The organism is Uniformispora flossi (assembly GCF_049534875.1).
GTDB lineage: Bacteria > Actinomycetota > Actinomycetes > Streptomycetales > Streptomycetaceae > Yinghuangia > Yinghuangia aomiensis.
In genome coordinates this window covers 36,491-59,585 of the sequence record NZ_JBMULZ010000001.1, presented here as the reverse complement: position 1 = coordinate 59,585, position 23,095 = coordinate 36,491, and the positions used below count along the sequence as shown (strand labels likewise).

At 72.8% G+C, this 23,095-nt stretch carries 21 protein-coding genes; 10 read left to right on the top strand and 11 right to left on the bottom strand.

Annotation, left to right across the window (positions count from 1 at the left end):
- Positions 1-73: 73 nt before the first annotated feature.
- The 3 genes from ACPA54_RS00250 to ACPA54_RS00240 all read left to right on the top strand — a co-directional run bounded on the left by ACPA54_RS00250 (position 74) and on the right by ACPA54_RS00240 (position 3,502).
- Complete coding sequence (locus ACPA54_RS00250; RefSeq protein WP_423525514.1) at positions 74-1,183, top strand: LLM class flavin-dependent oxidoreductase; 1,110 nt, start codon at positions 74-76, stop codon at positions 1,181-1,183.
- A 41-nt stretch (positions 1,184-1,224) separates the two neighbouring features.
- Positions 1,225-2,901: an N-acyl-D-amino-acid deacylase family protein gene (locus ACPA54_RS00245; RefSeq protein WP_423525512.1), complete on the top strand. Its 1,677-nt coding sequence runs from the start codon at positions 1,225-1,227 to the stop codon at positions 2,899-2,901.
- Between the two features lie 85 nt (positions 2,902-2,986).
- Positions 2,987-3,502 carry a DUF4232 domain-containing protein gene (locus tag ACPA54_RS00240; protein ID WP_423525510.1) on the top strand — a complete coding sequence of 172 codons (516 nt, stop codon included), beginning with the start codon at positions 2,987-2,989 and terminating at the stop codon, positions 3,500-3,502.
- Between the two features lie 91 nt (positions 3,503-3,593).
- Here the strand turns inward: ACPA54_RS00240 and ACPA54_RS00235 are convergent, their stop codons facing one another.
- Both ACPA54_RS00235 and ACPA54_RS00230 read right to left on the bottom strand, forming a co-directional pair.
- Positions 3,594-4,361 (bottom strand): 2OG-Fe(II) oxygenase, encoded by a 768-nt coding sequence (locus ACPA54_RS00235; protein WP_423525509.1) that lies wholly within the window; start codon positions 4,359-4,361, stop codon positions 3,594-3,596.
- 76 nt (positions 4,362-4,437) lie between these two features.
- The gene (locus ACPA54_RS00230) at positions 4,438-4,908 is read right to left on the bottom strand and encodes a VOC family protein (protein WP_423525507.1); all 471 of its coding nucleotides are present in this window, start codon (positions 4,906-4,908) and stop codon (positions 4,438-4,440) included.
- 128 nt (positions 4,909-5,036) lie between these two features.
- Between ACPA54_RS00230 and ACPA54_RS00225 the strand changes: the two genes are divergently transcribed.
- From ACPA54_RS00225 to ACPA54_RS00210, 4 genes are all read left to right on the top strand, one after another.
- On the top strand, positions 5,037-5,930 hold the full coding sequence (locus ACPA54_RS00225) for an IclR family transcriptional regulator (RefSeq protein WP_423525505.1): 894 nt from the start codon (positions 5,037-5,039) through the stop codon (positions 5,928-5,930).
- Between the two features lie 101 nt (positions 5,931-6,031).
- The gene (locus tag ACPA54_RS00220; RefSeq protein ID WP_423525503.1) at positions 6,032-6,460 is read left to right on the top strand and encodes a nuclear transport factor 2 family protein; all 429 of its coding nucleotides are present in this window, start codon (positions 6,032-6,034) and stop codon (positions 6,458-6,460) included.
- Between the two features lie 145 nt (positions 6,461-6,605).
- Positions 6,606-7,556 carry a TIGR03619 family F420-dependent LLM class oxidoreductase gene (locus ACPA54_RS00215; RefSeq protein WP_423525502.1) on the top strand — a complete coding sequence of 317 codons (951 nt, stop codon included), beginning with the start codon at positions 6,606-6,608 and terminating at the stop codon, positions 7,554-7,556.
- A 98-nt stretch (positions 7,557-7,654) separates the two neighbouring features.
- Positions 7,655-8,320, top strand: a complete 666-nt coding sequence (locus tag ACPA54_RS00210) for a TetR/AcrR family transcriptional regulator (RefSeq protein ID WP_423525500.1) — start codon at positions 7,655-7,657, stop codon at positions 8,318-8,320.
- 49 nt (positions 8,321-8,369) lie between these two features.
- On the opposite strand, the gene ACPA54_RS00205 is transcribed toward ACPA54_RS00210, so the two are convergent.
- A complete protein-coding gene (locus tag ACPA54_RS00205) occupies positions 8,370-9,224 on the bottom strand; it encodes an NAD(P)-dependent oxidoreductase (protein ID WP_423525498.1) in 855 nt (284 codons plus the stop codon).
- Between the two features lie 550 nt (positions 9,225-9,774).
- Between ACPA54_RS00205 and ACPA54_RS00200 the strand changes: the two genes are divergently transcribed.
- A complete protein-coding gene (locus tag ACPA54_RS00200; protein WP_423525496.1) occupies positions 9,775-10,851 on the top strand; it encodes a PhzF family phenazine biosynthesis protein in 1,077 nt (358 codons plus the stop codon).
- On the opposite strand, the gene ACPA54_RS00195 is transcribed toward ACPA54_RS00200, so the two are convergent.
- A complete protein-coding gene (locus ACPA54_RS00195) occupies positions 10,838-11,314 on the bottom strand; it encodes a winged helix-turn-helix transcriptional regulator (RefSeq protein ID WP_423525494.1) in 477 nt (158 codons plus the stop codon). The two genes, ACPA54_RS00200 and ACPA54_RS00195, sit on opposite strands and share 14 nt — an antisense overlap.
- A gap of 121 nt (positions 11,315-11,435) precedes the next feature.
- Between ACPA54_RS00195 and ACPA54_RS00190 the strand changes: the two genes are divergently transcribed.
- Positions 11,436-12,353, top strand: coding sequence for an alcohol dehydrogenase catalytic domain-containing protein (locus ACPA54_RS00190; RefSeq protein WP_423525492.1), 918 nt, complete (start codon positions 11,436-11,438; stop codon positions 12,351-12,353).
- An 11-nt stretch (positions 12,354-12,364) separates the two neighbouring features.
- On the opposite strand, the gene ACPA54_RS00185 is transcribed toward ACPA54_RS00190, so the two are convergent.
- From ACPA54_RS00185 to ACPA54_RS00175, 3 genes are all read right to left on the bottom strand, one after another.
- Positions 12,365-12,835 carry an NUDIX hydrolase gene (locus ACPA54_RS00185; protein ID WP_423525491.1) on the bottom strand — a complete coding sequence of 157 codons (471 nt, stop codon included), beginning with the start codon at positions 12,833-12,835 and terminating at the stop codon, positions 12,365-12,367.
- 193 nt (positions 12,836-13,028) lie between these two features.
- Positions 13,029-15,242, bottom strand: a complete 2,214-nt coding sequence (gene katG / locus ACPA54_RS00180; RefSeq protein WP_423525489.1) for a catalase/peroxidase HPI — start codon at positions 15,240-15,242, stop codon at positions 13,029-13,031.
- Between the two features lie 353 nt (positions 15,243-15,595).
- Positions 15,596-16,207 carry an Rv1733c family protein gene (locus ACPA54_RS00175; protein WP_345676503.1) on the bottom strand — a complete coding sequence of 204 codons (612 nt, stop codon included), beginning with the start codon at positions 16,205-16,207 and terminating at the stop codon, positions 15,596-15,598.
- A 299-nt stretch (positions 16,208-16,506) separates the two neighbouring features.
- On the opposite strand from ACPA54_RS00175, the gene ACPA54_RS00170 reads away from it, so the two are divergent.
- Entirely contained in the window at positions 16,507-17,589 is a 1,083-nt protein-coding gene (locus tag ACPA54_RS00170; protein ID WP_423525487.1) for a PP2C family protein-serine/threonine phosphatase, read from the top strand.
- Positions 17,590-17,605: 16 nt separating this feature from the next.
- Here the strand turns inward: ACPA54_RS00170 and ACPA54_RS00165 are convergent, their stop codons facing one another.
- From ACPA54_RS00165 to ACPA54_RS00150, 4 genes are all read right to left on the bottom strand, one after another.
- Complete coding sequence (locus ACPA54_RS00165) at positions 17,606-19,024, bottom strand: PAS domain-containing protein (RefSeq protein WP_423525485.1); 1,419 nt, start codon at positions 19,022-19,024, stop codon at positions 17,606-17,608.
- A gap of 258 nt (positions 19,025-19,282) precedes the next feature.
- Positions 19,283-20,629, bottom strand: a complete 1,347-nt coding sequence (locus ACPA54_RS00160) for a choice-of-anchor A family protein (protein ID WP_423525484.1) — start codon at positions 20,627-20,629, stop codon at positions 19,283-19,285.
- Positions 20,630-20,785: 156 nt separating this feature from the next.
- A complete protein-coding gene (locus tag ACPA54_RS00155) occupies positions 20,786-21,721 on the bottom strand; it encodes a TY-Chap domain-containing protein (RefSeq protein WP_423525482.1) in 936 nt (311 codons plus the stop codon).
- A gap of 64 nt (positions 21,722-21,785) precedes the next feature.
- Positions 21,786-22,874, bottom strand: a complete 1,089-nt coding sequence (locus ACPA54_RS00150; protein ID WP_423526847.1) for a calcium:cation antiporter — start codon at positions 22,872-22,874, stop codon at positions 21,786-21,788.
- Between the last annotated feature and the right edge of the window lie 221 nt (positions 22,875-23,095).

The window sequence follows — 23,095 nt, the reverse complement described above, 5'->3', positions numbered from 1 at the left end:
GTAATCCTGAGGAGGGTACTACTGATCGAAGTACTCGGCGGCGTAGCGCATCGCGCCGGAATCGGAGTCAGGCATGCTGTTCTCCATGGGCTTCGAAGCCCAGCTCGCCCACCCCACCCCCGAACGCGAACGCCAACTGATCCTCGACTGCGTCGACCAGGCGGTCTTCGCCGAAGAGATGGGCTTCGACCGGATCTGGGCACCCGAACACCATTCGCTCAAGTGGTACGCGCACATGAGCGCACCCGAGGTGTTCCTGACCTACGTGGCGGCCCGCACGTCCCGTATCCGGGTCGGGCACGGCGTCGTGCTCATGCCGTTCAAGTACAACCACCCGGTGCGGGTCGCCGAACGCGCCGCGATGCTCGACCTGCTGTCCGGCGGCCGCCTCGATCTGGGCGCGGGCCGCGGCGCGACCCGGCAGGAAATGACGCTGTGCGACGTCGACCCGGAGCGCACGTACCTCGAAGTCGAGGAATCGCTGCGGATGATCGCGCAGATGTGGCGCACCGACGCGTTCTCCTGGGACGGCGAACTCTCCATCGCCCCGCACCCGATCCTGCCGCGCCCGGTGCAACTCCCGCACCCGCCGCTGTTCATGGCGTGCAGCAAGGTCGACACCGTCCGGCTCGCCGCCGAATACGGCGTCGGCGCGCTGGTGCTCGGCTTCGACGGCATCGACGAAATCCGCGAGTACCACGACGCCTACCGCGAAGCCTGCGCCTCCCGCACCGGCGAACGCTTCGTGTCCGACCGGGTCAACGACCACTTCAGCGCCCTGCTCCCGACGATCGTGCTGGACGACGCCGAGGAGGCGTTCCGGATCGGCGCCCGCGGCCAGCGGTTCTTCGCCGAATCCCTCGCGCACTGGTACGGCGGCGGCCCGCCCCCGGCGCAGGACACCGAAGACGTCGACAACGTCGCCGAGATCGCCGCGGCCCGCGACCGGGTCGTCGCCAAGCTGCACGAGGCGAACGTCCCGGTCACCCCGAAGGCGCTGTCCACGTTCAACATCGACCACGCGTACGGCAGCGCCGACCACGCCGCGGGCTTCGTCGAACGGCTGCGCGACGTCGGCGTCGACGAGGTCATGCTGATGATCCAGATGGGCACCGTGCCGCAGGACGTGTGCATGGAGACCATCCGCCAGTGGGGCACCAAGATCATCCCGCGTTTCCGCTGAGCCGCCGCCCGCACCGGCAGATCCACCGGAGGAGGCACCCCATGCACGATCTGGTCATCCGCGGCGGCACCGTCGCCGACGGCACCGGCAACGCCGTCCGCACCGGGGACATCGCGGTCGACGGCGACCGCATCACGGCCGTCGGCGGCCGGGTGGACGCCGGACGCCGCGAACTCGACGCCGACGGACTCCTGGTCACGCCCGGCTTCGTCGACATCCACACGCACTACGACGCCCAGGCCACCTGGGACGCCCTGCTCACCTCGTCGTGCTGGCACGGCGTCACCACCGTCGTCACCGGGAACTGCGGCGTCGGCTTCGCACCCGTCCGCCCGGACCGGCGCGACTGGTTCGTCGAAGTCATGGAGTCCGTCGAAGACATCCCGGCCCCGGCACTGCGGGCCGCGCTGGCTTGGGACTGGGAGACTTTCCCGGAGTTCCTCGACGCGCTCGACCGGCTGCCGCACGCGCTCGACATCGCCGCACTGCTGCCGCACGCCGCACTGCGGGTATACGTGATGGGCGCCCGTGGCGCCGATCCCCATGCCGCTCCCCGCGCCGACGAACTCGGCGCAATGACGCAGCTGGTGCGGGAGGCCGCGGAGGCGGGCGCGGTCGGATTCGCGACGTCCCGGACCGAGCACCACCGCACGGGGGACGGCGGCCTGCTGCCGTGCCACGCCCTCCGCACCGACGAACTGGCCGCGGTCGCCGCCGGGTTGGTCCAAGCGGGCGGCGGCGTGCTGGAAGTCGGCAGCGACTTCCCGGACGGCGACCTGGAGGCCGAGTTCGCCGGCTACCGGCGCATCGCCGCCGAATCCGGGCTGCACATGACCATGCCGGTCGCGGAGAGCCCGAGCCGCCCGGGGGAGGGGCGGCGGCTGCTCGACCTCATCGAACAGGCCGCCGCCGACGGGGTCCCGGTCAGCGCGCAGGTGACCAGCAGGCCGATCGGCGCCGTGTTCGGCATGGACAGCCGACTGCACCCGTTTGCCGCGACGGCGGCGTGGCGCCGGGCCGGATCGGATCCGGCGGTGCTGCGGCGCGGCGACGTGCGGGCTGCGGTGCTCGGCGAAGCACGCGCCGCCGGGGCGGATCCGCGGCTCGGGTCGGTGTTCCGGATCGCCCACGCGGCGTCCGGATTCCCGGTGCCCGCGGACGCGTTGGGGGCCGAGGCGGCGGCCGCGGGTGCCGACCCGCTCGCGTTCCTGTACGACGCGCTGGTGGCAGGCGACGGAACCGCGCTGTTCTACCGGCCCGCGGTCAACTACGACGGCGGCGACGACCGATGGGTCGAGCGCATGCTGCGGTCGCCCCACGCCGTCCCCGGGCTCGGCGACGGCGGCGCGCACTGCTCGATGATCTCGGACATGTCCTCGCCGACGACGCTGCTGACCTACTGGGGACGCGACCGGCCCTCGGGCGCGCTGCTGCCGGTCCCGTGGCTGGTCAAACGCCAGACCGCGGATGCCGCCGACCTCGTCGGCCTCCACGACCGCGGCCGGCTCGCACCCGGAATGAAGGCCGACATCAACCTGATCGACTTCACACGGCTCCGCGCCCACGCCCCGGAAATGGCCGCGGACCTCCCGGCCGGCGGCCGGCGCCTGGTGCAACGGGCCGATGGATACCGGCACATGGTGGTGTCCGGCGAAGTCGCGTTCACCGACGGGGAGCACACGGGCGCCATGCCGGGCCGGGTGGTGCGCCGCACGTAGGGCGATATGGGGTGTGCTGCTGAGCCGTTCGGGTGGTTCGGCGGGCGATGCGCTTGGCGGCCCGCGCTGCGGATATGGCCACGTCATGCGAACTGCAACTGCCCTGCCCCTGATTCCGCTGCTCCTGCTCGCCGCCACACCCGCGACCGCGGCGACGGCGGCGCCCGGCCATGCCGGTGCGCCGCCGTGCGCACCCGAGGACTTGGCCGTCGAGGCCAACGAACTCCCGCCCATCGCCCAGGCCGTGGTCTTGGTGCACGTCACCAACACGAGCGACGCGGCGTGCACGGTCGACCGCTTCCCGACCGTGACGTTCGGCGACCTGGACGGCAGCGCCCGGCCGGAGCCGCCGGCGTCCAGCGTGCCGTACGCCATCAACGCGCACGGGGACATCTACGCCGCCGTGCGCACCGACGACGGCAGCGGCAACACCCGGTACGTCCCGACGCTGACCGTTTCCGCCGACCCCGCCCACCCGGGGACCACCTTCACGGCCGCCGAAATCGGCGCGCCCACGCCCGGGATCCCGGTGTACGACCCGATCACCACGTGGTGGTTCGGCACCCCGGACGACGCGATCGCGGCGCTGCCGCCGCGCTGATCCGCCGCGTCGGTTCCCGCTCGACCTGCGCCGGGACCCGCTCGCTCCCCGCAGTGCCGAGGCGGCCCCGTACTCCCGTCGGGGCCGCCTCTCACGCGTCGTGGAACACCAGCCCCAGTGTGCGCCGCCGCCCCGACCGCACCGTGCTGACGCCGTGCCGCACCGCGCCCGCCGACCAGCCGCGGACCGACCGCACCGGGCGGTCGCGGGTGGTGAACACCAGGCCGTGCCCCTGCGGCAGCACCGTCGCCGTGCCGCGCGACTGCGCGCGGGCCCGTTGTTCGAGCAGCAGGAACTCGCCGCCGGTGTAGTCCTCGCCCGGCACGTCGAGGCCGATCACCACTTGGAGCGGGAACACCAGGTCGCCGAACAGGTCGCGGTGCAGCGCGTTCCAGTCGCCGGGCCCGTAGCGCAGCAGGATCTGCGAGCCCTTGACCTGCCCGGCCTCGTGGCACATCGCCAGCCACGTCTCCAGGTCGTCCGGCCACGGCGCGGGACGCCCCAGCCGCGCGGCCCAGTCGCGGGCGACGGGCAGCAGCCGCGGATAGAACGCGCGGCGCAACGCGGCCACGGGTTCCGGGGCTGGGTCGGCGAAGTAGCGGTACTGGCCGGAGCCGAAGCGGTGCCGGGCCATGTCGACCGTGGAGCGGAACAGCTCGGTGCGGTCGTACCAGGCGGCCAGGTCGCGGCACTGCGCGGGCGTGAGGATCGGCGGTGTCAGGGCACAGCCGGCGGCGTCGAGTTCCGTGCCGAGAGCGGACCAGTCGGCGTCGGCCACGCGGCGGACGGCTCCGTCGAGGCCCGCCGCCGGTGGTGCGGGTGCCGCGGATGGTGCAGGGGTCACAGGTGCAGTGGTCATGAGTCCTCCGCTGCCCAAGCCTGCCGCGCGAGCGGCTTGCGAACCGGCGGAAATCGGACCTCGCGCTGGGCGTGGCCTACTCGGCGTGGCTGTTGCCGATCTCGACGCGCACCCCGTCCGGGTCCTCCAGGAAGACCAGCTCGTTGCGGCCCGCCGGCATGTCCACGATCGTCCGTGTGTGCTCCAGCACCCGGCCTCCGCACGCGACCAGGTGGGCGACGGTCGCCGTGACGTCGTCGGCGACGAAGGCGATGTGGGTGAGGCCCACGATGTTCCGCCGGTTCGACGGCCTGCCGTCCACCGCGGGCGAGCGGTAGTGGAGCAACTCGATGGTCATGCCTTCCTTGCGGATGAACTGCGCCGTGAGGTCGATCTCACCGGGCACCTCCAGGCCCTTGCCGTACTCGGTGCCGATCGGGTAGGTCGCGAACGGCTCGAAACCCAGACCGTCGCAGTAGAACCGCAGCGACGCGGCGAGGTCGGTCACACAGATGCCGAAGTGGCTCGTCTCGGTGCGTACCTGAGGCGCAGTCACGGGCTGGGGCATGGGCTGTCCTTTCCTCGACATGGTGGTACACATTTGCAACGCGGTGTTGCACTATGACTCCCGCAGGAAAGCACACACCCCCGGCATGCTCCAGAGGCATGTGCGAACTTTCGTGAGAGGCGGCACTTGTGACGGAACGTCAGTCACCGCCCACGGAGCGCGTGGTGCAGGTCCTCAACTTGTTCGCCGACCACCCCGACCGCCGCTGGACCCTCACCGGCGTCGCGGAGGCGCTCGGTCTGACCAAGGCGACCTGCCTGGGCATCCTCGGCGTGCTGACCGACGCGGGCTTCGCGACGCGTGACGACGCCAAGACGTACGGCCTCGGCCCGGCCCTCCTGCGCCTCGGCTGGGCCGCGGAGACCGGGCTCGCCTCGCTCGACGTCGTCCGGCCGCACATGGCCCGGCTCTACGACCGCGTCGGCATGCCGTGCGTGCTGGTGTCCGTGCACCAGGACCACCTCGTCGTGGTCGACCGCATCGGCCCCATCGGGCCCGCCGACCAGCGCGACCTGGTCGGCGACCGGTTCCCCTTCACGCCGCCGCTCGGCCTCGTCAACGTCGCGTGGGCCGACGACGCCACCGTCGACGCGTGGCTCGCCCGCACCCCGCTCGCCCCCATCGGCGTGGGCGAGGAGACCACCCGCGACCTCGTCCGGGCCGCCCGCGCGCACGGCTACCTGGTGGAACGCCGCGTCGGCGCGGCCGGGACGCCGAACGTCTTGCTCGCCAACCTGATCGGCTCCGACCTCCCGCCCGCGGTCGTCAAGGAACTCCTGGGCCACCTGCCGCCGACCGACTGGTCCGAGTACGTGCGCGAACTCCCCGCCGACGATGCCGCCGAAATCGACCTGTGGTGCGTATGCGCGCCCGTGTACGACCGGCGCGGGCACCAGCGCTACACGCTCACCCTGATGGGGGACACCACCCCGGTCCCGGCGGGCGAGATCCGCGCCCGGGCCGCCGAGCTGGTCGCGGCCGCGCAGGCCGCCTCGGCCTCCCTGGGCGCCCGGCCGAACTGACGCCACCGGCCTCTTCCGACTTCGCCGGATCCGCGACGACCAGAACCTGCGACGACCAGAACCTGCGACGACAAGAACCTGCGACGCAAAGGAGCACGCCCATGCCCGTCCCCACCAAAGAGCAACTGCTCACCTGGGCGGACCAGTACGTGGCCACGTGGAACGCCGGCGACAAGGCGGGCTTCGAAGCCAACTGGCGCGCCGTCGCCCCCGGCCACTTCCGCATGCTCGACCCGGTCGGCACGCCCGAGAAGGTCGGCTTCGAGGAATGCTGCCTGAACCCGTTCGACCTGTTCCAGCCGAAACTGCAGTTCCGCATCCAGCCCGGCACCCTGTTCGTCTGCGGCAACGAGGTCGCCTGGGTGATGGAGAACCACTTCACCACCGACGAAGGCCGCAAGACCGTGGTGCTCAGCATCGAGACCTACCGCTTCGAAGCCGACGGCTCCGCGGTGCTGCGTACCTTCTACGACGTGCCCGACCACGGCGACGGCGAACTCGGCGAGATCTTCCAGACGTACCTGCCCTGACCCGCCCTCGCCCCCGCACCAGCCTGCCCTGAACCACCGCTGCTCTGCACCACCCCTTGTCCTGACCACCGCTTGTCCCGACCCATCCCCGACTCATCCCCGGCGGCGCCCCGGCCGCCGTCCTCGGAGAACGGAGCGCCGCACCATGGCCCCTGTCGTCCCGTCCGGCCGTCTCGTCTACGGCATGCAACTGCCCGTCCAGACCAAGAGCAAGAGCACCGCCGAGCCGTGGGAGCGCGACGCCGGCGTCGACGCGATCGTCACCGTCGCCCAGCACGCCGAGAACACCGGCTTCTTCTACGTCGGCGTCTGCGACCACATCGGCGTCCCGGCCGGCCCGGAAGCCGACCACATGGGCACCACCTGGTACGACTGCGTCGCCACGCTCGGCATGCTCGCCGGGCTGACCAGCACCGTGCGGCTGGTCTCGAACGTCTTCATCCCCGCCTACCGGCACCCGCTCGCCACCGCGAAGTCGTTCATGACCCTCGACAACCTGTCGAACGGCCGCATCGTCCTCGGCGTCGGCGCCGGCCACCTGCGCGGCGAATTCGACGCGCTGGGCGTGCCGTTCGAGAAGCGCGGCGCGCTGACCGACGAGGCACTCGACGGCATCCGCGCCGCGTTCGACGCGGAGTTCCCCAAGCTGACCGGCGAGCGGTTCCGGGATGGCGGCATGGGCCTCGGCCCGCGGCCGGTGCAGCCCTCGATCCCGATCTGGATCGGCGGCAAGGCCCGCCCGGCGCTGCGCCGGGTCGCGCTGCGCGGTGACGGCTGGATCCCGCAGGCCACGCCCCGCGAGCAGATGACCGAGGACATCGCCTACATCCGCACGCTGCGCGAGGAGAACGGCCTGGCCGAGGCGCTGGACATCGGCTTCATCACCGAGCCCGTCCACGTCGGTACCCCGACCTGGGACCTCGGCGACGGCCCGGTGGTCAGCGGAAAGCCCGAGGAGATCGCCGAACGCATGCGCGAGATGGGCGAGATCGGCGTCAACCACCTCCAGGTCCGCTTCCGCAACCGGTCGCTGACCGAGCTGCAGGACCAGATGTCGGCATGGCACACCGAGGTCGCCCCGCTGCTGAACGACTGACGCGTGCACCGACGGTCGGAGCGTCGTCCCCGGTCCCGGAGGGCCGGGGACGACACCCCTAACGGAGTGCTTTGCTCCGTATCGGGTAGGGTTGCCTTGTGCCTCCCACCCGACGTCGCCCGGCTCCGCGGCAGGCCGAGGCCGACCGCAACGACCGCGAACTGCTGCGCGCCGCCCGCGAAGTGCTCGCCGAGGACGGCGCGCACGCGTCGGTCGCGGCCATCGCCGCCCGCGCCGGGGTCGGCATCGGCAGCCTGTACCGCCGCTATCCGACCAAGGACGACCTGTTCCGGCACCTGGTCGACCTGTCGCTCGACCACTGGATCGCCGTCCTGGAGGCAGCCGACGCGGAAGAGGACGCATGGACCGCGCTGTCGGTGTTCCTCACCCGCGGGCTGGAGTCCGACAGCAGCGGCTCGCTCGCCCCGATCGCCGGGACGGTCGAGATCACCCCGGCGATGCGCGCCAAGAACGACCGCAGCGAAGCGATGCTGACCGCGCTCGTCCAACGCGCCCACGACGCGGGCGTGCTGCGCCCGGACGTGTCCACCTCCGACATGTGGGCGCTCGTCGAGCAGCTCACTCCCGCGCCGATGATCGAACAACTGCGCAAACGCGGCCTCGCCGACCAGCTCCCGGCCGCGACTGCGGCCCGGCGGCGCGTCCTCGCGATCGTGCTGGACGGCCTGCGCGCCCCGGGCACCCCGCTGCCGGACGCGCCGCCGCCGAAGTCGGTGTTCGATCGGCGCTGGGAGACGGACTGAAGGGCTTCGGGCGCGGCTCGGGGCTTCGGCCGTCGGGCCGGGCGCCGCTTCAGACGTCGCGGAATCCGGCGAAGTACCCCGCGATCATGTCCTCGCTCCCGTGCCCCGCGGCATCGGCGCGCCGGAACCGGTCGCCCGCGGCCTCCGTGACGTCGACCGCGATACCCGCCTTCCGGGCGGCGTCGGCGATCAGCCGGGTGTCCTTCTCCGCGTTGCGCACCGTGAAGCTCGGGGTGAAGTCGCCCGCCCGCACCGCCGCCATCTTCGCCTGCAGGTAGCCGCTGTCCATCGGCCCGCCGGTCACCACCGCGGCGAAGTCCGCGGCGTCCACGCCCAGGCCCTCGGCGAGCGCGAGGACTTCGCCGACGACGGCGGTCAGCGCGATGGCGTAGTCGACGGTCACCAGCTTCAGCCGGGAGGCCGAGCCGACGTCCCCGGTGCGCACGGTCTTGCTGCCGACAGCGTCGAACACCGCGTCGGCCCGGTCGTCCTGCGGACCGCCCGCGAGGACCACCAGCGTTCCCGCCTCGGCGGGCTGCCGCGTTCCTTGCACGGGGGCGTCGACGAAGACCAGCCCACGCTGCTCGGCGAACGAGGCCAAGCCGTCGAGTGCGGTGAGCCCGACGGTGCTCATCTGCGCCCAGCACTGGCCGGACCGGAGAGCCGACGCCGCGGCATCCATAGCCGACGCCACTGCTTCCCCGTCGCTCAGCATCGTCACGACGACGTCCGCACCGTCGACCGCCTCGGCCGGATCCGCGGCAATCCGCGCCCCGGCGGCGCCCAGCGGCTCGGCCCGCTCCCGCGTGCGGTTCCACACACTCAGCCGATGTCCCGCGGCGAGGATGTTGCGGCCCATGGCCGCGCCCATGATTCCGGTTCCCAGCAGTGCGACGGCGGTCATGGCGGCTCCGATCGTGGTGGCGAGGTCGTACGGGGCCGAGGCCGACGGCTGACGCACCACCGGCCGACAACGGCGGATCTCCCCCGGGCGGCTACCCGGGTAGGGCGGTGGCTCCACGCTATCCACCACGTGCCGCCGGGGCGGGCAAGGACGTGCCGAAATGCCGGATCCAGTCGAGGCATCCGAGGTCCCCGAGACACTTCGCCGGACCCGGCCACCGACGGCACCGGCGAGGCCGAGGCGGCGCCCGAAGCTTCGGAAACCGCACACGGCGGGCATCGCAGGCCCCGGGGCCGGGCCGCGCTCCCGCGCCATCGGCCACTGCGCTTCCGCGCACTCCGCTCCGGTCGCCCGGCCGATCTCCCCGCTCCGGCCGCCGGGAGCAGCGCTCCGCGCTCCGGCCGCCGGGAGCGGCGCTCCGCGCTCCCGTGCCGGGCGGCCCTCGTGAACGGCGCCGACCGCCGGTGGAATCGGGCGTGCCCTGGCGGCGCGTGGGCCGCCCGCCGTGGGCGACGCCCACATCCACCAGTCACGTCTTAGGCTTCGAGGCGTGCCCGCTGTCCCCGCCGCGCCCGGCGACGCCCTCGCTCCGCCGGGCGGCGGCGCCATCGTCAACGCCTGCCTGCGCGACGGCAGGGGCGGCAGTCCGACCGCCGTGCTGCCCGAGAGCGGCCTCACCGAAGCGGAACGCCGCGCCGTCCCCGCACGCCTGGGCACCTCGCACGCCGTGTTCGTTGCCGCCGAGACCGCGCCCGACGGCGAAATCACCGCCGCACTGCGGTTCTTCACCACCGCAGGCGAGCTGCCCGCGTGCGGCCACGGCACCGTGGCCGCGCTGGCGTACCTGGCCGCGTCGTGCGGGATCGGCGGTAGGCCGGTGAGGCTACGCACGCACGGGCAGGCGGTCGAAGGGCACGTCGCCACTCATCCCTACGGCTACGAGGCGGTGTTCACCCCGGGCGCGGTGGATATCGGCGAACCGGCCGAGGGGGAGTGGGAAGCAGTGGTGCGGGCCCTGCGGATTCCGGGGACTGGCGCCGGGCGGGGCACGAGTCTTGGCACGCATGGGGGCGCGAGTCGTGGCATGAGTCGTGGCACGAGGCTTGGTGCTGGTGCTGGTGCTGGTGCTGGTGCCGGTGCCGGCGGTGGCACGCGTCGCGGCGCGAGCACTGCCGCGGAGCCCGCGTGTTCCCAGCCGCGTCACCCTCAGCCGCATGACCGCCGTCCGCGTATTGCCACCCTCGGCCGCCCCCGCCTCCTCGTCCCCGTCGCCGACCGTGCCGTGCTCGCCGTCCTCGCCCCCGATCTCGACGAACTCCGCGCCGCCTGCGACCGCCTCGGCCTGCTCGGCTGCTACGTCCACACCGTCCCCACGCCCCAAGGCCGCGCTGCCGCCCGCATGTTCGCCCCGTCGATCGGCGTGCCCGAGGACATCGCGAACGCCAACAGCACCGCGTGCCTCGCGGCCCGCATGGCGGCCGACGGCGTGCACGCGATTGCCGTCGACATGGGCGACTCGCTCGGGAGCCCCGCCACGATCACCGCGGGCACCCGGCCGGGACCCGACGGCCGCCCGCGAGTCCACGTCGGCGGGGTCGCCGCCGTGGACCGCGTCATTCCGTGGTGAGCGACTGCTCCTCGTCCGACGCGGCGTGCGCCCGCGCGTGGTCGTCCCGGTGGGCGAGCACCTCGCTCATGTGGTCTTCGGCCCAGTCCTTGAGGTCGGCCATCACCCGGTTCAGCGACAGGCCGAGGTCGGTCAGTTCGTAGGTGACCGTGACCGGCACCGTGGGCGTGACCGTGCGGGTGACCAGGCCGTCGACTTCCAGCGAGCGCAGCGTCTGGGTGAGCATCTTCTGGCTGGCGCCCGCGAGCCGGCGGGACAGTTCGGAGTAGCGCATCGACCGTGGGCCTTCCCCGTGTTCGACGCCCGGACGGTGCGGGCCGTCACTGCCGAGCGCCGCGAGGATCAACGCGACCCACTTGTCGGAGATCCGGTCCAGCAGCTGACGGCTGGGGCAGCCCTCCATGAACGCGTTGTAGCTCGTCCTCGCCTCGGCCCGCCGCTGAGCCGCCGTCCGCGTCGACATCGTTCGCTCCTTCGGTACCCGACGGGGGCTTACGCACTTCCAGGTGCGCTCTTATGCCGCGAGGTTAATCAAACCAGCATGGAGCACGGAAACGATCACCCCGCCAGACCGGAGCAAAACCATGCAGGCTGCCACGTTCCGCACCGCCGTCGTCCGGGTCCCGAACGGGCCCGACTCGATCGAGATCATCGACGTTCCCGTCGCCGAGCCCGGCCCCGGCCAGGTCCGCGTCGCCATCGCCGCGGCGACGGTCAACCCCACCGACCTCGGCGTCGCCGCGGGCTTCTTCCACGCGATCGGAATGGTCGAACAACCCGAGCACACCGGCCTGGGCTGGGAATTCGCCGGTGTCGTGGACGCGGCCGGGCCGGACGCCGACGTGGCCGTCGGCACCCGGGTGGCCGGTCTGGTGGTCGGCTTCGACCGCGACTACGGCACGTACGCGGAACGGATCGTGGTCGCCGCGACCGACGTCGCCCCGGTCCCGGACGACCTGGACCTGGTCGCCGCGACCACCGTCCCGCTCAACGGGTCGGCCGCCGCGCACGCCGTCGACCTGCTCGGCGACGCGCCCGCCGGAGCCGCCCGGCTGCTGGTGACCGGCGCCGCGGGGGCGGTCGGCGCGAACGTCGCCGTCCTGGCCCGGGAACGCGGCTGGCAGGTCACCGGGCTCGCCCGCGGCGGCGACGAGGAGTTCGTCCGCGGTCTCGGCGCCGACTTCACCACGCGCGCCGAGCCGGGCTGGGACGCCGTCGTCGACCCGGCGCAACTGAACGACCAGGCGCTCGGACTGGTCCGCGACGGTGGCGCCTACGTCGGCCTTCGGCCCGGCCTCGGACCGGCCGCCGAGCGCGGCATCTCGGTCGCCTCCGTGGTCACCGCCTCCGACCGCGCCCGTATCGCCGACCTCCTCGCCCGCGCCGCCGCGGGCGACCTTCCGGCCCGGGTCCACGCCGTCGTCGGGCTGGACCGAGCCGCCGACGCCCACCGGGCCACCGCCCAGGGCGGTCTCCGCGGGCGCTACGTCATCTGCCCCTGAGCCGCCCGCACTCAGGACTCCGTCCGCAGGATCTCCATCAGCCGGTCCACGAACTCCGCCTGTGCCGCGAGCAGTTTCCGGCGGGCCTCGTCCGGGCCGCACCACTCCGCCCGGTCGACCTCGGGGAAGCTGCGCACCGCCCCGGAGCCGCGCGGCCACTCGACCTCGACGAGGTTGCTCACCAGCTCGGCGACGTCGAAGTCACCGGCAACCGCCCACGCGGTGACGACCTTCCCGCCGCGCTGGGTGACCGAGCCGAGCGGGACGGCGAGCGCCGGGTCGACCTCGGCGCCGGTCTCCTCGCGGAACTCCCGCACCGCGGCGTCGAGCGGCGCTTCGCCGCCGGTGTACTCGCCCTTGGGGATCGACCACGCGCCCGCGTCCCGCCGGGCCCAGAACGGACCGCCGGGATGGACCAGCAGCACCTCGACCACTCCGTCGCGCATGCGGTGGAGGAGGATCCCGGCACTCTGCTTCGGCATGCGGGTGCTTATGCCCGACCCGCGCACCCCGAACCGCACCGCCCGCCGGAAGCCACGGAGACCCCCGAAGCGGTGGAAACGCCGATCGCGCCCGATTCCGTGTCGACGACGACACGGAATCGGGCGCGATCGCCCGGCTCACCGGCGCCCGGCGGACCTCACCGAAGCAACGTCCGCCGGCCCGGGCCGGCGTTCATCGCACGTCGAACCGGTCCAGGTCCATGACCTTCGCCCACGCGGCCACGAAGTCGGACACGAACTTCTGCTTCGCGTCCGCGCTCGCGTAGACCTCGGCCAGCGCGCGCAGCTCCGAGTGCGAACCGAAGACCAGGTCGACGCGGCTGCCGGTCCACTTGACCGCACCCGTGGCGCGGTCGCGGCCCTCGAACGCCGAGGCGTCCTCGGACGTCGGCGTCCAGACCGTCCCCATGTCGAGCAGGTTGACGAAGAAGTCGTTCGTCAGCACGCCCGGCGTGGCGGTGAACACGCCCTGTTGCTGCGCCGATCCGTGGTTGGTGCCGAGCACCCGCAGGCCGCCGAGCAGCACGGTCATCTCGGGCGCGCTGAGGGTCAGCAGGTTCGCCTTGTCGAGCAGCAGGTACTCGGCGGACAGCCGGTTGCCCTTGCCCAGGTAGTTGCGGAACCCGTCGGCGCCCGGCTCCATCGCCGCGAACGACTCGACGTCGGTCTTCTCCTGCGTGGCGTCCACCCGGCCCGGCGTGAACGGCACCGCGACGTCGAAGCCCGTGCTCTTCGCGGCCTGTTCGACACCGACGCCGCCCGCGAGGACGATCACGTCGGCCAGCGACACCTTCTTGCCGCCGGTCTGCGCCGCGTTGAAGGCCTCCTGCACGCCTTCGAGCCTGCCGATGACCGCGGCCAGCTCGTCCGGCTCGTTGACCTCCCAGCCGGCCTGCGGCTGGAGCCGGACCCGGGCGCCGTTCGCGCCACCGCGCTTGTCGCTGCCGCGGAACGACGAAGCCGACGCCCACGCCGTCGACACCAGCTGCGCGACGGACAGGCCCGAGGCGGCGATCGCCGTCTTGAGCGCCGCCACGTCGTCCGCCTCGATCTGCGCGTAGTCCGCGTCCGGCAGCGGGTCCTGCCACAGGAGTTCCTCGGTCGGGACCTCCGGGCCGAGGTAGCGGACGACCGGGCCCATGTCGCGGTGCGTCAGCTTGTACCAGGCGCGGGCGAACGCGTCCGCGAACGCGTCCGGGTTCTCCAGGAAACGACGCGAGATCTGCTCGTACGCCGGGTCGAACCGCAGCGACAGGTCCGTCGTCAGCATCGTCGGCGCGTGCGTCTTCGCCGGGTCGAACGGGTCCGGCACGGTGCCGGCGCCGGCGCCCGCCTTCGGCCGCCACTGGTGGGCGCCCGCGGGGCTGTCGAACTGCTCCCACTCGTAGCCGAAGAGGATCTCGAAGAAGGTGTTGTCCCACTGCGTCGGCGTGTTCGTCCAGATGCCCTCGAGGCCGCTGGTGATCGCGTCGCCGCCGACGCCGCTCCCGAAGGTGCTCTGCCAGCCGAGGCCCTGCTGCTCGAGCGCGGCCCCCTCGGGCTCCGCGCCGACGTTCTCCGCCGGTCCGGCGCCGTGCGTCTTGCCGAACGTGTGGCCGCCGGCGATCAGCGCGACGGTCTCCTCGTCGTTCATCGCCATGCGGCGGAACGTCTCGCGGATGTCGCGGGCTGCCGCAATCGGGTCCGGGTTGCCGTTCGGGCCTTCCGGGTTGACGTAGATGAGGCCCATCTGGACGGCGCCGAGCGGGTTCTCCAGCTCCCGGTCGCCGGTGTAGCGCTCGTCGTCGAGCCAGCCGGACTCCGGGCCCCAGTAGACGTCTTCCTCCGGGTCCCACACGTCCTCGCGGCCGCCGCCGAAGCCGAACGTCTCGAAGCCCATGGTCTCCAAGGCGACGTTGCCGGTGAGGACCATCAGGTCGGCCCACGAAAGGCTCTGGCCGTACTTCTGCTTGACCGGCCACAGCAGGCGGCGCGCCTTGTCCAGGTTGCCGTTGTCCGGCCAGCTGTTGAGCGGCGCGAACCGCTGCTGCCCGGCGCCGGCGCCGCCGCGGCCGTCGCTGATGCGGTAGGTGCCGGCGCTGTGCCAGGCCATGCGGATCATCAGCGGGCCGTAGTTGCCGAAGTCGGCGGGCCACCAGTCCTGCGACGTGGTGAGGACCTCGGCTATGTCGCGCTTCACGGCGGCGAGGTCGAGCGACTCGAACGCCGCCTTGTAGTCGAAGTCCGCACCCAGCGGGTTCGCCACATCGGGGTTCTGCGCAAGGATCTTCAGGTTCAGCCGGTTCGGCCACCACTGCCGGTTGCCGCCGCCCTGCGTCGGGTGGGGGGCGCGTCCGTGGACGACCGGGCAACCGCCTGCGGCATTTGCGTCTTGGTTCTCGGACATCGGAAATCCTTCCGGGCTGGTTCCGGGGCTAGGTGGTTCGCACTGCACGGGAACTGCGACAGGTGGAGGGGCCCGGGTATTCCGGGCACGGCACCCCGTCGGCAACGGCCGGCACCTCGGCGGCGGTCATAACTCAAGCTAACTTCGCAGAGGCGAACGATTCAAGGCAATGAATGACTCAAGTCTGAGTGCGTGCGCGAGGTAACGTTTACCCCTTTTGCCGTACACAGGGAACGGCGCCACGCCGGAACGGGGCCGAAACCGAACGGCCGACTGCCCGGCGGGCGCCGCGGATACGAGGGGAATTCAGAGGTCGCGAAGGGCTCAGCGGGGCTCGGCGGGGCTCGGCGGGGTTACGCGGCCCGCGTCCACGTCGGTGCGGTGCGCGCCCAGTCACGCGCCCACGCCGCCTTGCGCAGCCGCATGAACAGCTTGGACTCCGCCGCGGCCAGCGCGACGAGCAGGCCCGCACCGATGAACGTGGTCGCCAGGCCGAAGCCCACGGCGTCCACCACGAGCCGCTCGTGCGGCGACGGCGGCGCGGCCGGCTGCCCGGCGCGGTCCAGCCAGATCGTCGTGGGCTCGCCCGTGTGGCCGACCGAACGGACATCCGCCAAGCCGGTGTGCGGGGTGCCGTCCGCGGCCGTCCACGTCACGGTCGCCTTCACGCTGTCGCTGCCCGACCACGGGCCGCCGACCGAGTACACGTTCTGCTGGAGCACCGCCGGGACCGGGTGGATCGCCGCCGCGACCGTGCGCTGGTGGGCCTCCGCATTGTCGAGCTGCACGCGCGCGGCCAGGAAGCCCAGCGCGGGAAGCGCCAGCGCGAGCAGCAGCGCCAGCGCGGCGAACACTTCGTGACAGGCCTGGCCGCGGGTCCGCAGCACGCTGCGGTGCAGATGCCAGCGGATCCGGTGCGGACGGCTCGCCGGGCTCGGCGGATGGAGATCTCCCGTGGTGCTCATGTCGGTGCCCTCCGATCGAGCCACGCCGTCGACGGCGGTGTACGGACCCGCCGCCGGATCCGCGATCCCGCTGTTCTCCCAGCCTCGCCGCCCGGCGCGCCTTGCGCATACCGGGGGCGCACCGGGAGCGGGACCCCGCCGATCCCGTGTCCTTTTCCAGTGTCCCGCCGCACGGCCCGCTCGGCAGCGCGGCCGCACCGGAAATCCGCCGCGCGCACGGCGCGTGGCAATCGCGGTAACCCGGTGGTGACCAGGAGTGTCAAAGCCGTCAATCGGGTGGATATTGCCACAATGAGCTGATGCCCTGGCACCCTCCGTCCCGGGAGCGGCCCGCAGGTCTCGGACCGCTGCTCGCCCTCGTCGCACTCATCACCGTCATCGGCATCTTCACGCCGAGCTACGTGCGCGTCGCCAGCCCGCTCCTCGCCGTTCCGCCCGCGCTGGCCGCGGCCCGCCTGAGCCCCCGGGACACCGGCTACGTCGGCGCCGCCTCCCTGTTGGGCGAGGTCGTCATCGGCATCGGCCACTACGACCTCGACGCCCTCAACTGGCTCGTCCAGGCCGCGGCCGTCGTGCTGGTCAGCATCGTCGGCGTCTACCTCGCCCAACTGCGCGAATCGCAGCTCGACCAGCTCGTCCGCACCCGGCGTATCGCCGAGATCGCCCAGCAGCTCGTGCTGCGCCCGCTCCCCTCGCGCCTCGGACCGCTGCGCGTCGCCCAGTTGTACCTGGCCGCGGAGCGGGAGATCCAGCTCGGCGGCGACCTGTACGCCGCGGTACGGACCCGCTCCGGCACCCGCGTGCTGATCGGCGACGTCCGCGGCAAGGGCCTGCCCGCGGTCGGCGACGCCGCCCAGCTCCTCGGCGCCTTCCGCGGCACCGCGCACCAGCAGCCGGACCTCGTTGTGCTCGCCGACACCCTGGACGCCGGGGTCACCGGCCACCACGCCGAGGACGGCGAGGAGAACCTGCCGCAGGAGAGCTTCATCACCGCCGTGCTGGTCGACATCCCGGACGAGACCGCGGTCCTGCGGCTCGTGCAGTGTGGGCATCCGCCGCCGCTGGTGCTCAGCGGGCACCGGGTCCGCGTCCTGGAGGCCGCGCACACGTCGCCGCCGCTGGGCCTCGACCTCGGGCCGGTGGAACGCGGGGCGGACGCGTTCGCGTTCGAGGCGGGCGACGTGCTGCTGCTCTACACCGACGGGGTGGTCGAGGCCCGCGACGCCGGCGGGGCGTTCTACCCGCTGGCCGAGCGACTCTCGCAGTGGTCCGGGGACAGCCCGGAGGAACTCCTGGACCATCTGCGCGCGGACTTGCTCGCCTACGCGGGGCACCGGCTGGACGACGACGCGGCGATGGTCGCGATCGCCCGGGACGCGTGACGGGCTCCGGCCCCGGTCAGCCCGCCGCCCGGGTGCGCGGCGTGTCCGGGCCGGATTCCAGCGCGGGCACCGCGATGCGGATCGGGGACGGCAGCCGGCGTGGCGGCCCGGTGTCGACGACCGCGCCCGGCACGGTGAGCCGGGTCGGCGGCGCCGGGCGGCGCAGGGGCGTGATGCCGCCTCGCAGGTTCTCGTCGTGGCTGCCCGCGTGGCGGCCGGCCCGGCGGGACGTGGGGATGGCGGGCGGGTCGGAGCGCAGGCGGGTGACCGGTGCGTGAACCGCCGCAGGGGAGACGGCGTCGGGATCGTTCGGCAGGGTGTCGGTCTGCAGCGTGTCGGTCAGCAGGGTGTCGGTCAGCCGGACCGCGTGCAGGCAGTCTTCGGCCAGGCGGCGCAGGGTCTGGGTGGCTTCCGGCCACAGGGCGCCCGCCGGGTCGTCCGCGAGGCGGATCAGGGTGTGGGCGACGCGGCCGAGCGGCGTGCGGAGTTCGCGTTCCAGCAGGGCCGCGGTCTTGTTGCGCTGCTCGGTCATCGCGTGGACGGCGGAGCGGTCCGCGAACGCCACGATGGCGCCGACGATGCGGTCCCCGTCGGTGACCGCGGCGGTGCTCAGTTCGACCGGGCGGGCGGTGCCGTCCCGGTGCCACAGGACCGCGTCGGCGGTGCGGTGCCCGCGGCCGGTGCGGAGGGTCGAGGTCAGCAGCGCCATGTCCGGGTCGAGCGGGGCGCCGTCGGCGTGCGCGGGCATGGCGAGCGACAGGAACGCGCGCCCGCCGAGGTCGGCGGCGCCGTAGCCGAGGAACCGGGTGGCGGCCGGGTTGGCCAGCACGATGCGGCCTCGGGCGTCGACACCGACGACGCCTTCGGCGGTGGCGCGCAGGATCGTCGTGGTCTGGCTGTGCAGGCGGCGTAGCTCCGCTTCCAGGCACAGCCGCGCGGTGAGGTCGCTGATCGTCACCAGCAGCAGGCCGCGGTCGTCGTGCACGACTCCGTGCAGGTCGAAGCCGGAGACGGGGAAGGCCGCTTCGTGGCCGACGTCGGCGTGCCGCACCGGCCGGACCGCGACCTCGGCGGTGAACTCGAAGCTGTCGGTGCAGCGCACGGTCATGCGCACGACTGCGTCCGCCTGGTCGTCGCAGTCCAAGCCGCCCGGTGTCCGGCTCAGGTCGAACTGCGGGAGGACGTCCAGAACACCGAGGCCGACCAGGTGGGTTCCGGGCGCCTGCAAGCTGTCCACGGCGGCGGTGTTGGCACCGACGATGGTGGCGTTGCCGTTCACCAGCAGGATCGCCTGCGGGAACGCGTCGAGGATGCCCGGGAGCCGCGCCCCGGGTCGCCGGTCGGGCACGGCGCTTGCGGGGTACGGCACCAGGTCGGACGGGTGCGTTCCGGTGGGCGCGGGCGATTCCACCGGAGCAATGCCTGCGTAGTTCACTCTGCCGCCAATCTCGGAGCGGGTAGGCGAGGCCGCCGCCGCACACGTGTCACCCGGGCGAGAACGGACGGATCCGGGCGAAAGGGGGCGGTGCCGGTGCGGGGCCGGGCGAAGTGGGGCCGTGCTGGTGCGGTGCGGGGTGCGGGGCTGGTGCGGGGTGGGTGCGGGGCGAGCCCGGACGGGGGGCGGCCGAAGCCGCCCGCCGCCCGGGCTCGCCGTGCGGTGGTGCCGCGTGTGCGGGTCAGGCCTCCCGCGGGATCACACGCGGCGCCGCCGCCGGGCGATCACGAACAAGGCCGCGCCGCCCGCAAGGGCGACCGCCGCGGCACCGGCGACGATCGTCGTGGCATTGCCCGAACCACCGGTCTGGGCCAGCGATCCGCCGTTGTCCGGGGCGGGGGGCGCGGACTCCGACGGGGTGGCGCCCGGCGAGCCGGCCGGGGCGCTCGGCTGCCCGGGCGGCACCGACCCGGCGGGCGCCGAAGGCCGCGGCGGTGTCGGCTGACCCGGCTGGGCCGGCTGACTGGGCTGCCCCGGCTTGGCGGGCTCGGTCGGCGGCGGCACCGGCTGCCCAGGGCCTTCCGGCTTGCACGCGAACGCGGGCGACCCGGACCACGGGTAGTTGTGGCTTTCGTTGCCCGAGCCGTGCGTCTTCACGTTCCCGCCCACATAGAGGCGGCCGTTGGTGCTCGCGGTGAGGTCCGCGTTCGCCTTCGGGGCGAGGATCGAGCCCATGAAGTTCCCGCCCCCGCCGAGCGTCAGCGACGGGGTTTCCCGGAAATTGTAGAGAATCCGCGACGCGGCTTCCCCGAAGTTCTTCGAGGTGTACACGTCGACCTGGTCGTCGTTGAATCCCACGGACATCGGGGAAATCGAGACCGCGCGGTTTCCGGTCACGTTCACCAGCACCGAGGCGCCCGCCGGGATTTTCTGGAAAAGGAACGTGGATGCCTTGTCCAGGTCGGCCGCCGCGATTTCGAAGACCTGGATGGTCCCGGCGCTCGGCGCGGTGCTGGTGAACGTCACCGTTCCCCCGGCGCGCACGCTCGTCCCGGTCGGCCGCAGCGCGCCGAGCGAGGCGGACTCCTGCGCCATCGTCGCGTCGAAGCCGTTGTACGCCCCCAGCGCCCCGGCCGCGCCCATCCGCGCCGGGCTCGCGCCGCCGTTGGTGCGCAACTCCCCCTTGACGTCGAGGTTGCCGCCGACCTGCACCGACCCGCCGTAGCGGGGCCCAGCGGTGAGACCGGAGCCGACGTCCACCGTGGTGCCCTTGGCGATCGCGACGTCGCCGCCGACCGCCAGCATCACGTCGCCCGCGGTCGGCAGGATGCCCGACCCGGCGCCGACCCGGCCCACGTTGTAGACGCCGCCGGGATTCTTGGCGAACGTCGCCTTCCCCTTCACGACCAGGAGGCCTTCGGCCTCCGCCGCGCCGCCGTCGACCGTGTAATCGCCGCCCGCGAAAAGCGCGACATTATTGTCGGTGAAGAGCGGGGAATGCCCGATGCCGGGTATTGATCCGGCTGCCGGACAGGCCGCCGAACGGCCGTTCGCGGTCGCTGCGAAAGTGTTTCCGGCACCGCACAGGCCGAGCGTGGCGGCCATCGCGATCGCGGTGCTTGTTCCGGTAATGGTTCTTCCTTTGATGCCCACGAGACGGAACGTTAGCAGCGCTTCGGGCGGCCGGATCATGGATTTCCGGGCGCTTGGTTAATATTGGTTGTGCGGAAACTTAAGAGAACCTGAGGCAGGGTTCGGCGGCTACGGACCGTCCGGTCGGAGCCCCAGTTCGGCCGCCACATAGGCCGGATCCGGATGCCGCCCGTTGCGGAAGGCGTGCACCGTCAGATCCGCCGGACCATCGGCTCCGAGGGCTTGCAGCGCATCGACGGCTTTCCGGGGGAACGCGTCGGCGCCCCAGTGGACTTCGGGGTCGCCGAGGGTCCATTCCGCGACGCCGGGCGCGACCGGGCCGGGGTACCAGCCGCCGGCGAACATACGGCGGGCCCGCTCACTGCCCGGGTCCGCCTCGTGCGGCAGCCGGTCGGGATCGAGCGCGGGGTCGATGACGCTGGTGGCGATCGAGCCGCCGTGCCGCGCGGTCATGAACTGCACGACGGTGTTGCCCGGGCCGCTCAGGATGACCGCGGAGTCGTTGGCCAGGGTGGTGACGAGCCAGTCGAGGCGGCGGCGCAGGTCGTCCCAGTCGGCGCATGCGGGAGCGGCGCCGGAGGCGGTGGGGCGGTCGTCGAAGTCGCGGAGGCCGTAGAGGTCGGTGGGGCCGTTGTCGTCGGCGCCGCGGACCACCACCTGTTCGGCGGGCAACGCGAGGACGTCGCGAAGGAGTTCCACGACCGCGCGGCCTCGGGCGGCGCGTACGGCGACGTCGTCGAACCAGCGCCAGGACAGCGACCAGACGGGCTGGGTGATGGGGACGATGGCGCTGCGCTCGTACCGCCAATTGCCGGCCATCCGCCGCTTCTGCGCGTCGGTCACGGGTGCGGTGCCTTCGCCGAGCCAGAGTTCGGCGACGACGAAGCGGCCCTGCCGGGTCAGCGTGACCGACGGTCCGGACTCCGGGAGTCCGATGCGCAGCCGCGCGTTGTCGGCTTCGTCCTCGTCGCCGAGGAAGTCGGCGACGTACGGGACTCCGGCGTAGCCCGGACGCAACAGGGCGTCCCAGATCGTGCGTTCCATGCCGGTCAGTCTGCCGAGCGCGGCCGACAGCCCCCGGAGCGCCCCGGAGGCCGTCGGTCTGCCGCTAGGGCGTGACGGCGAGTTCGAGGTAGGCGGCGAGCACGGCCAAGTGCACGCCCGCCTGGAGCAGCGTCGCCCGGCCGGGCACCACGGTCAGCGTGCCGACCACCAGCGTCAGTCCGAGCAGCACCATGTGCGTGGCGCCGAGTCCGAGGACGAGCGGGCCGGACAGGAAGAACGACGCGATCACCACGGCCGGCACGGTCAGGCCGATGCTGGCCATCGCCGAACCGAGCGCCAGATTGAGGCTGGTCTGCACCCGGTCCCGGCGCGCCGCGCGCACCGCGGCGATGGTCTCGGGGAGCAGCACGAGCAGGGCGATGACCACGCCGACGACGGCGTGCGGCATGCCGGCCGCTTCGACGCCCGATTCGATCGTCGGGGACACGCTCTTGGCGAGTCCGACGACGGCGACCAGGGCGAGGCCGAGCAGTCCCAGGCTGACCAGTGCGGTGCGTGTGGACGGGGCGTCGGCGTGGTCGTCCGCGTCGATGACCTCGCCTTGTTTGGTGACCGGCAGGAAGTAGTCGCGGTGCCGGACCGTCTGCGTGGCCACGAACAGCCCGTACAGCACGAGCGCCGCGACCGCCGCGAACACCATTTGGGACGTGGAGAATTGCGGCCCCGGCTTGCTCGTGGTGAAGGTCGGCAGGACCAGGCACAGCGTCGCCAGCGTGGCCACGCTCGCGAGCATGCCGCCGGTGCCTTCCGGCTGGAACACCGCGACCCGGTGCCGTAGCGCGGCGGCGAGCAGGCTGAGGCCGACGATGCCGTTGCAGGTGATCATGACGGCCGCGAAGACCGTGTCGCGGGCGAGGGTGGCGCTCTTGTCGCCGCCGTCCAGCATCAGCGTGACGATCAGCGCGACTTCGATGATCGTGACGGCGACGGCGAGGACGAGTGAGCCGTAGGGCTCGCCGACCCGGTGGGCGACCACCTCGGCGTGGTGTACGGCGGCCAGCACGGCGCCCGCGAGGAACACCGCGGCCACGCCGACGAGCACCCCGGGGAGCGAGCGGCCCCAGACGAAGACCAGCAGGATCACGGCGGCGATCGGCAGGACGGTCGTCCAGCGGGCGGCGAGGGCGGGCAGCCGGGGCCGGCCGCGCCGGGTGCCGCCGCGGTCGGAGCCGGACGGCCGGGTCTGCTCGGTCTGCGCGATCGGCGGCTTCCCGATCGGTGTCTGCTCGGTCGGTCGGTCGGACGGTCGACGGGGCGATTCCGGCCGCGCTAGCCGCACACGCTTCACCTCTCCTGGGGATCGGGTCGGATCAGGTCTAGGTAAAGAACGATACGGGAAAAGGTCATGAAAGA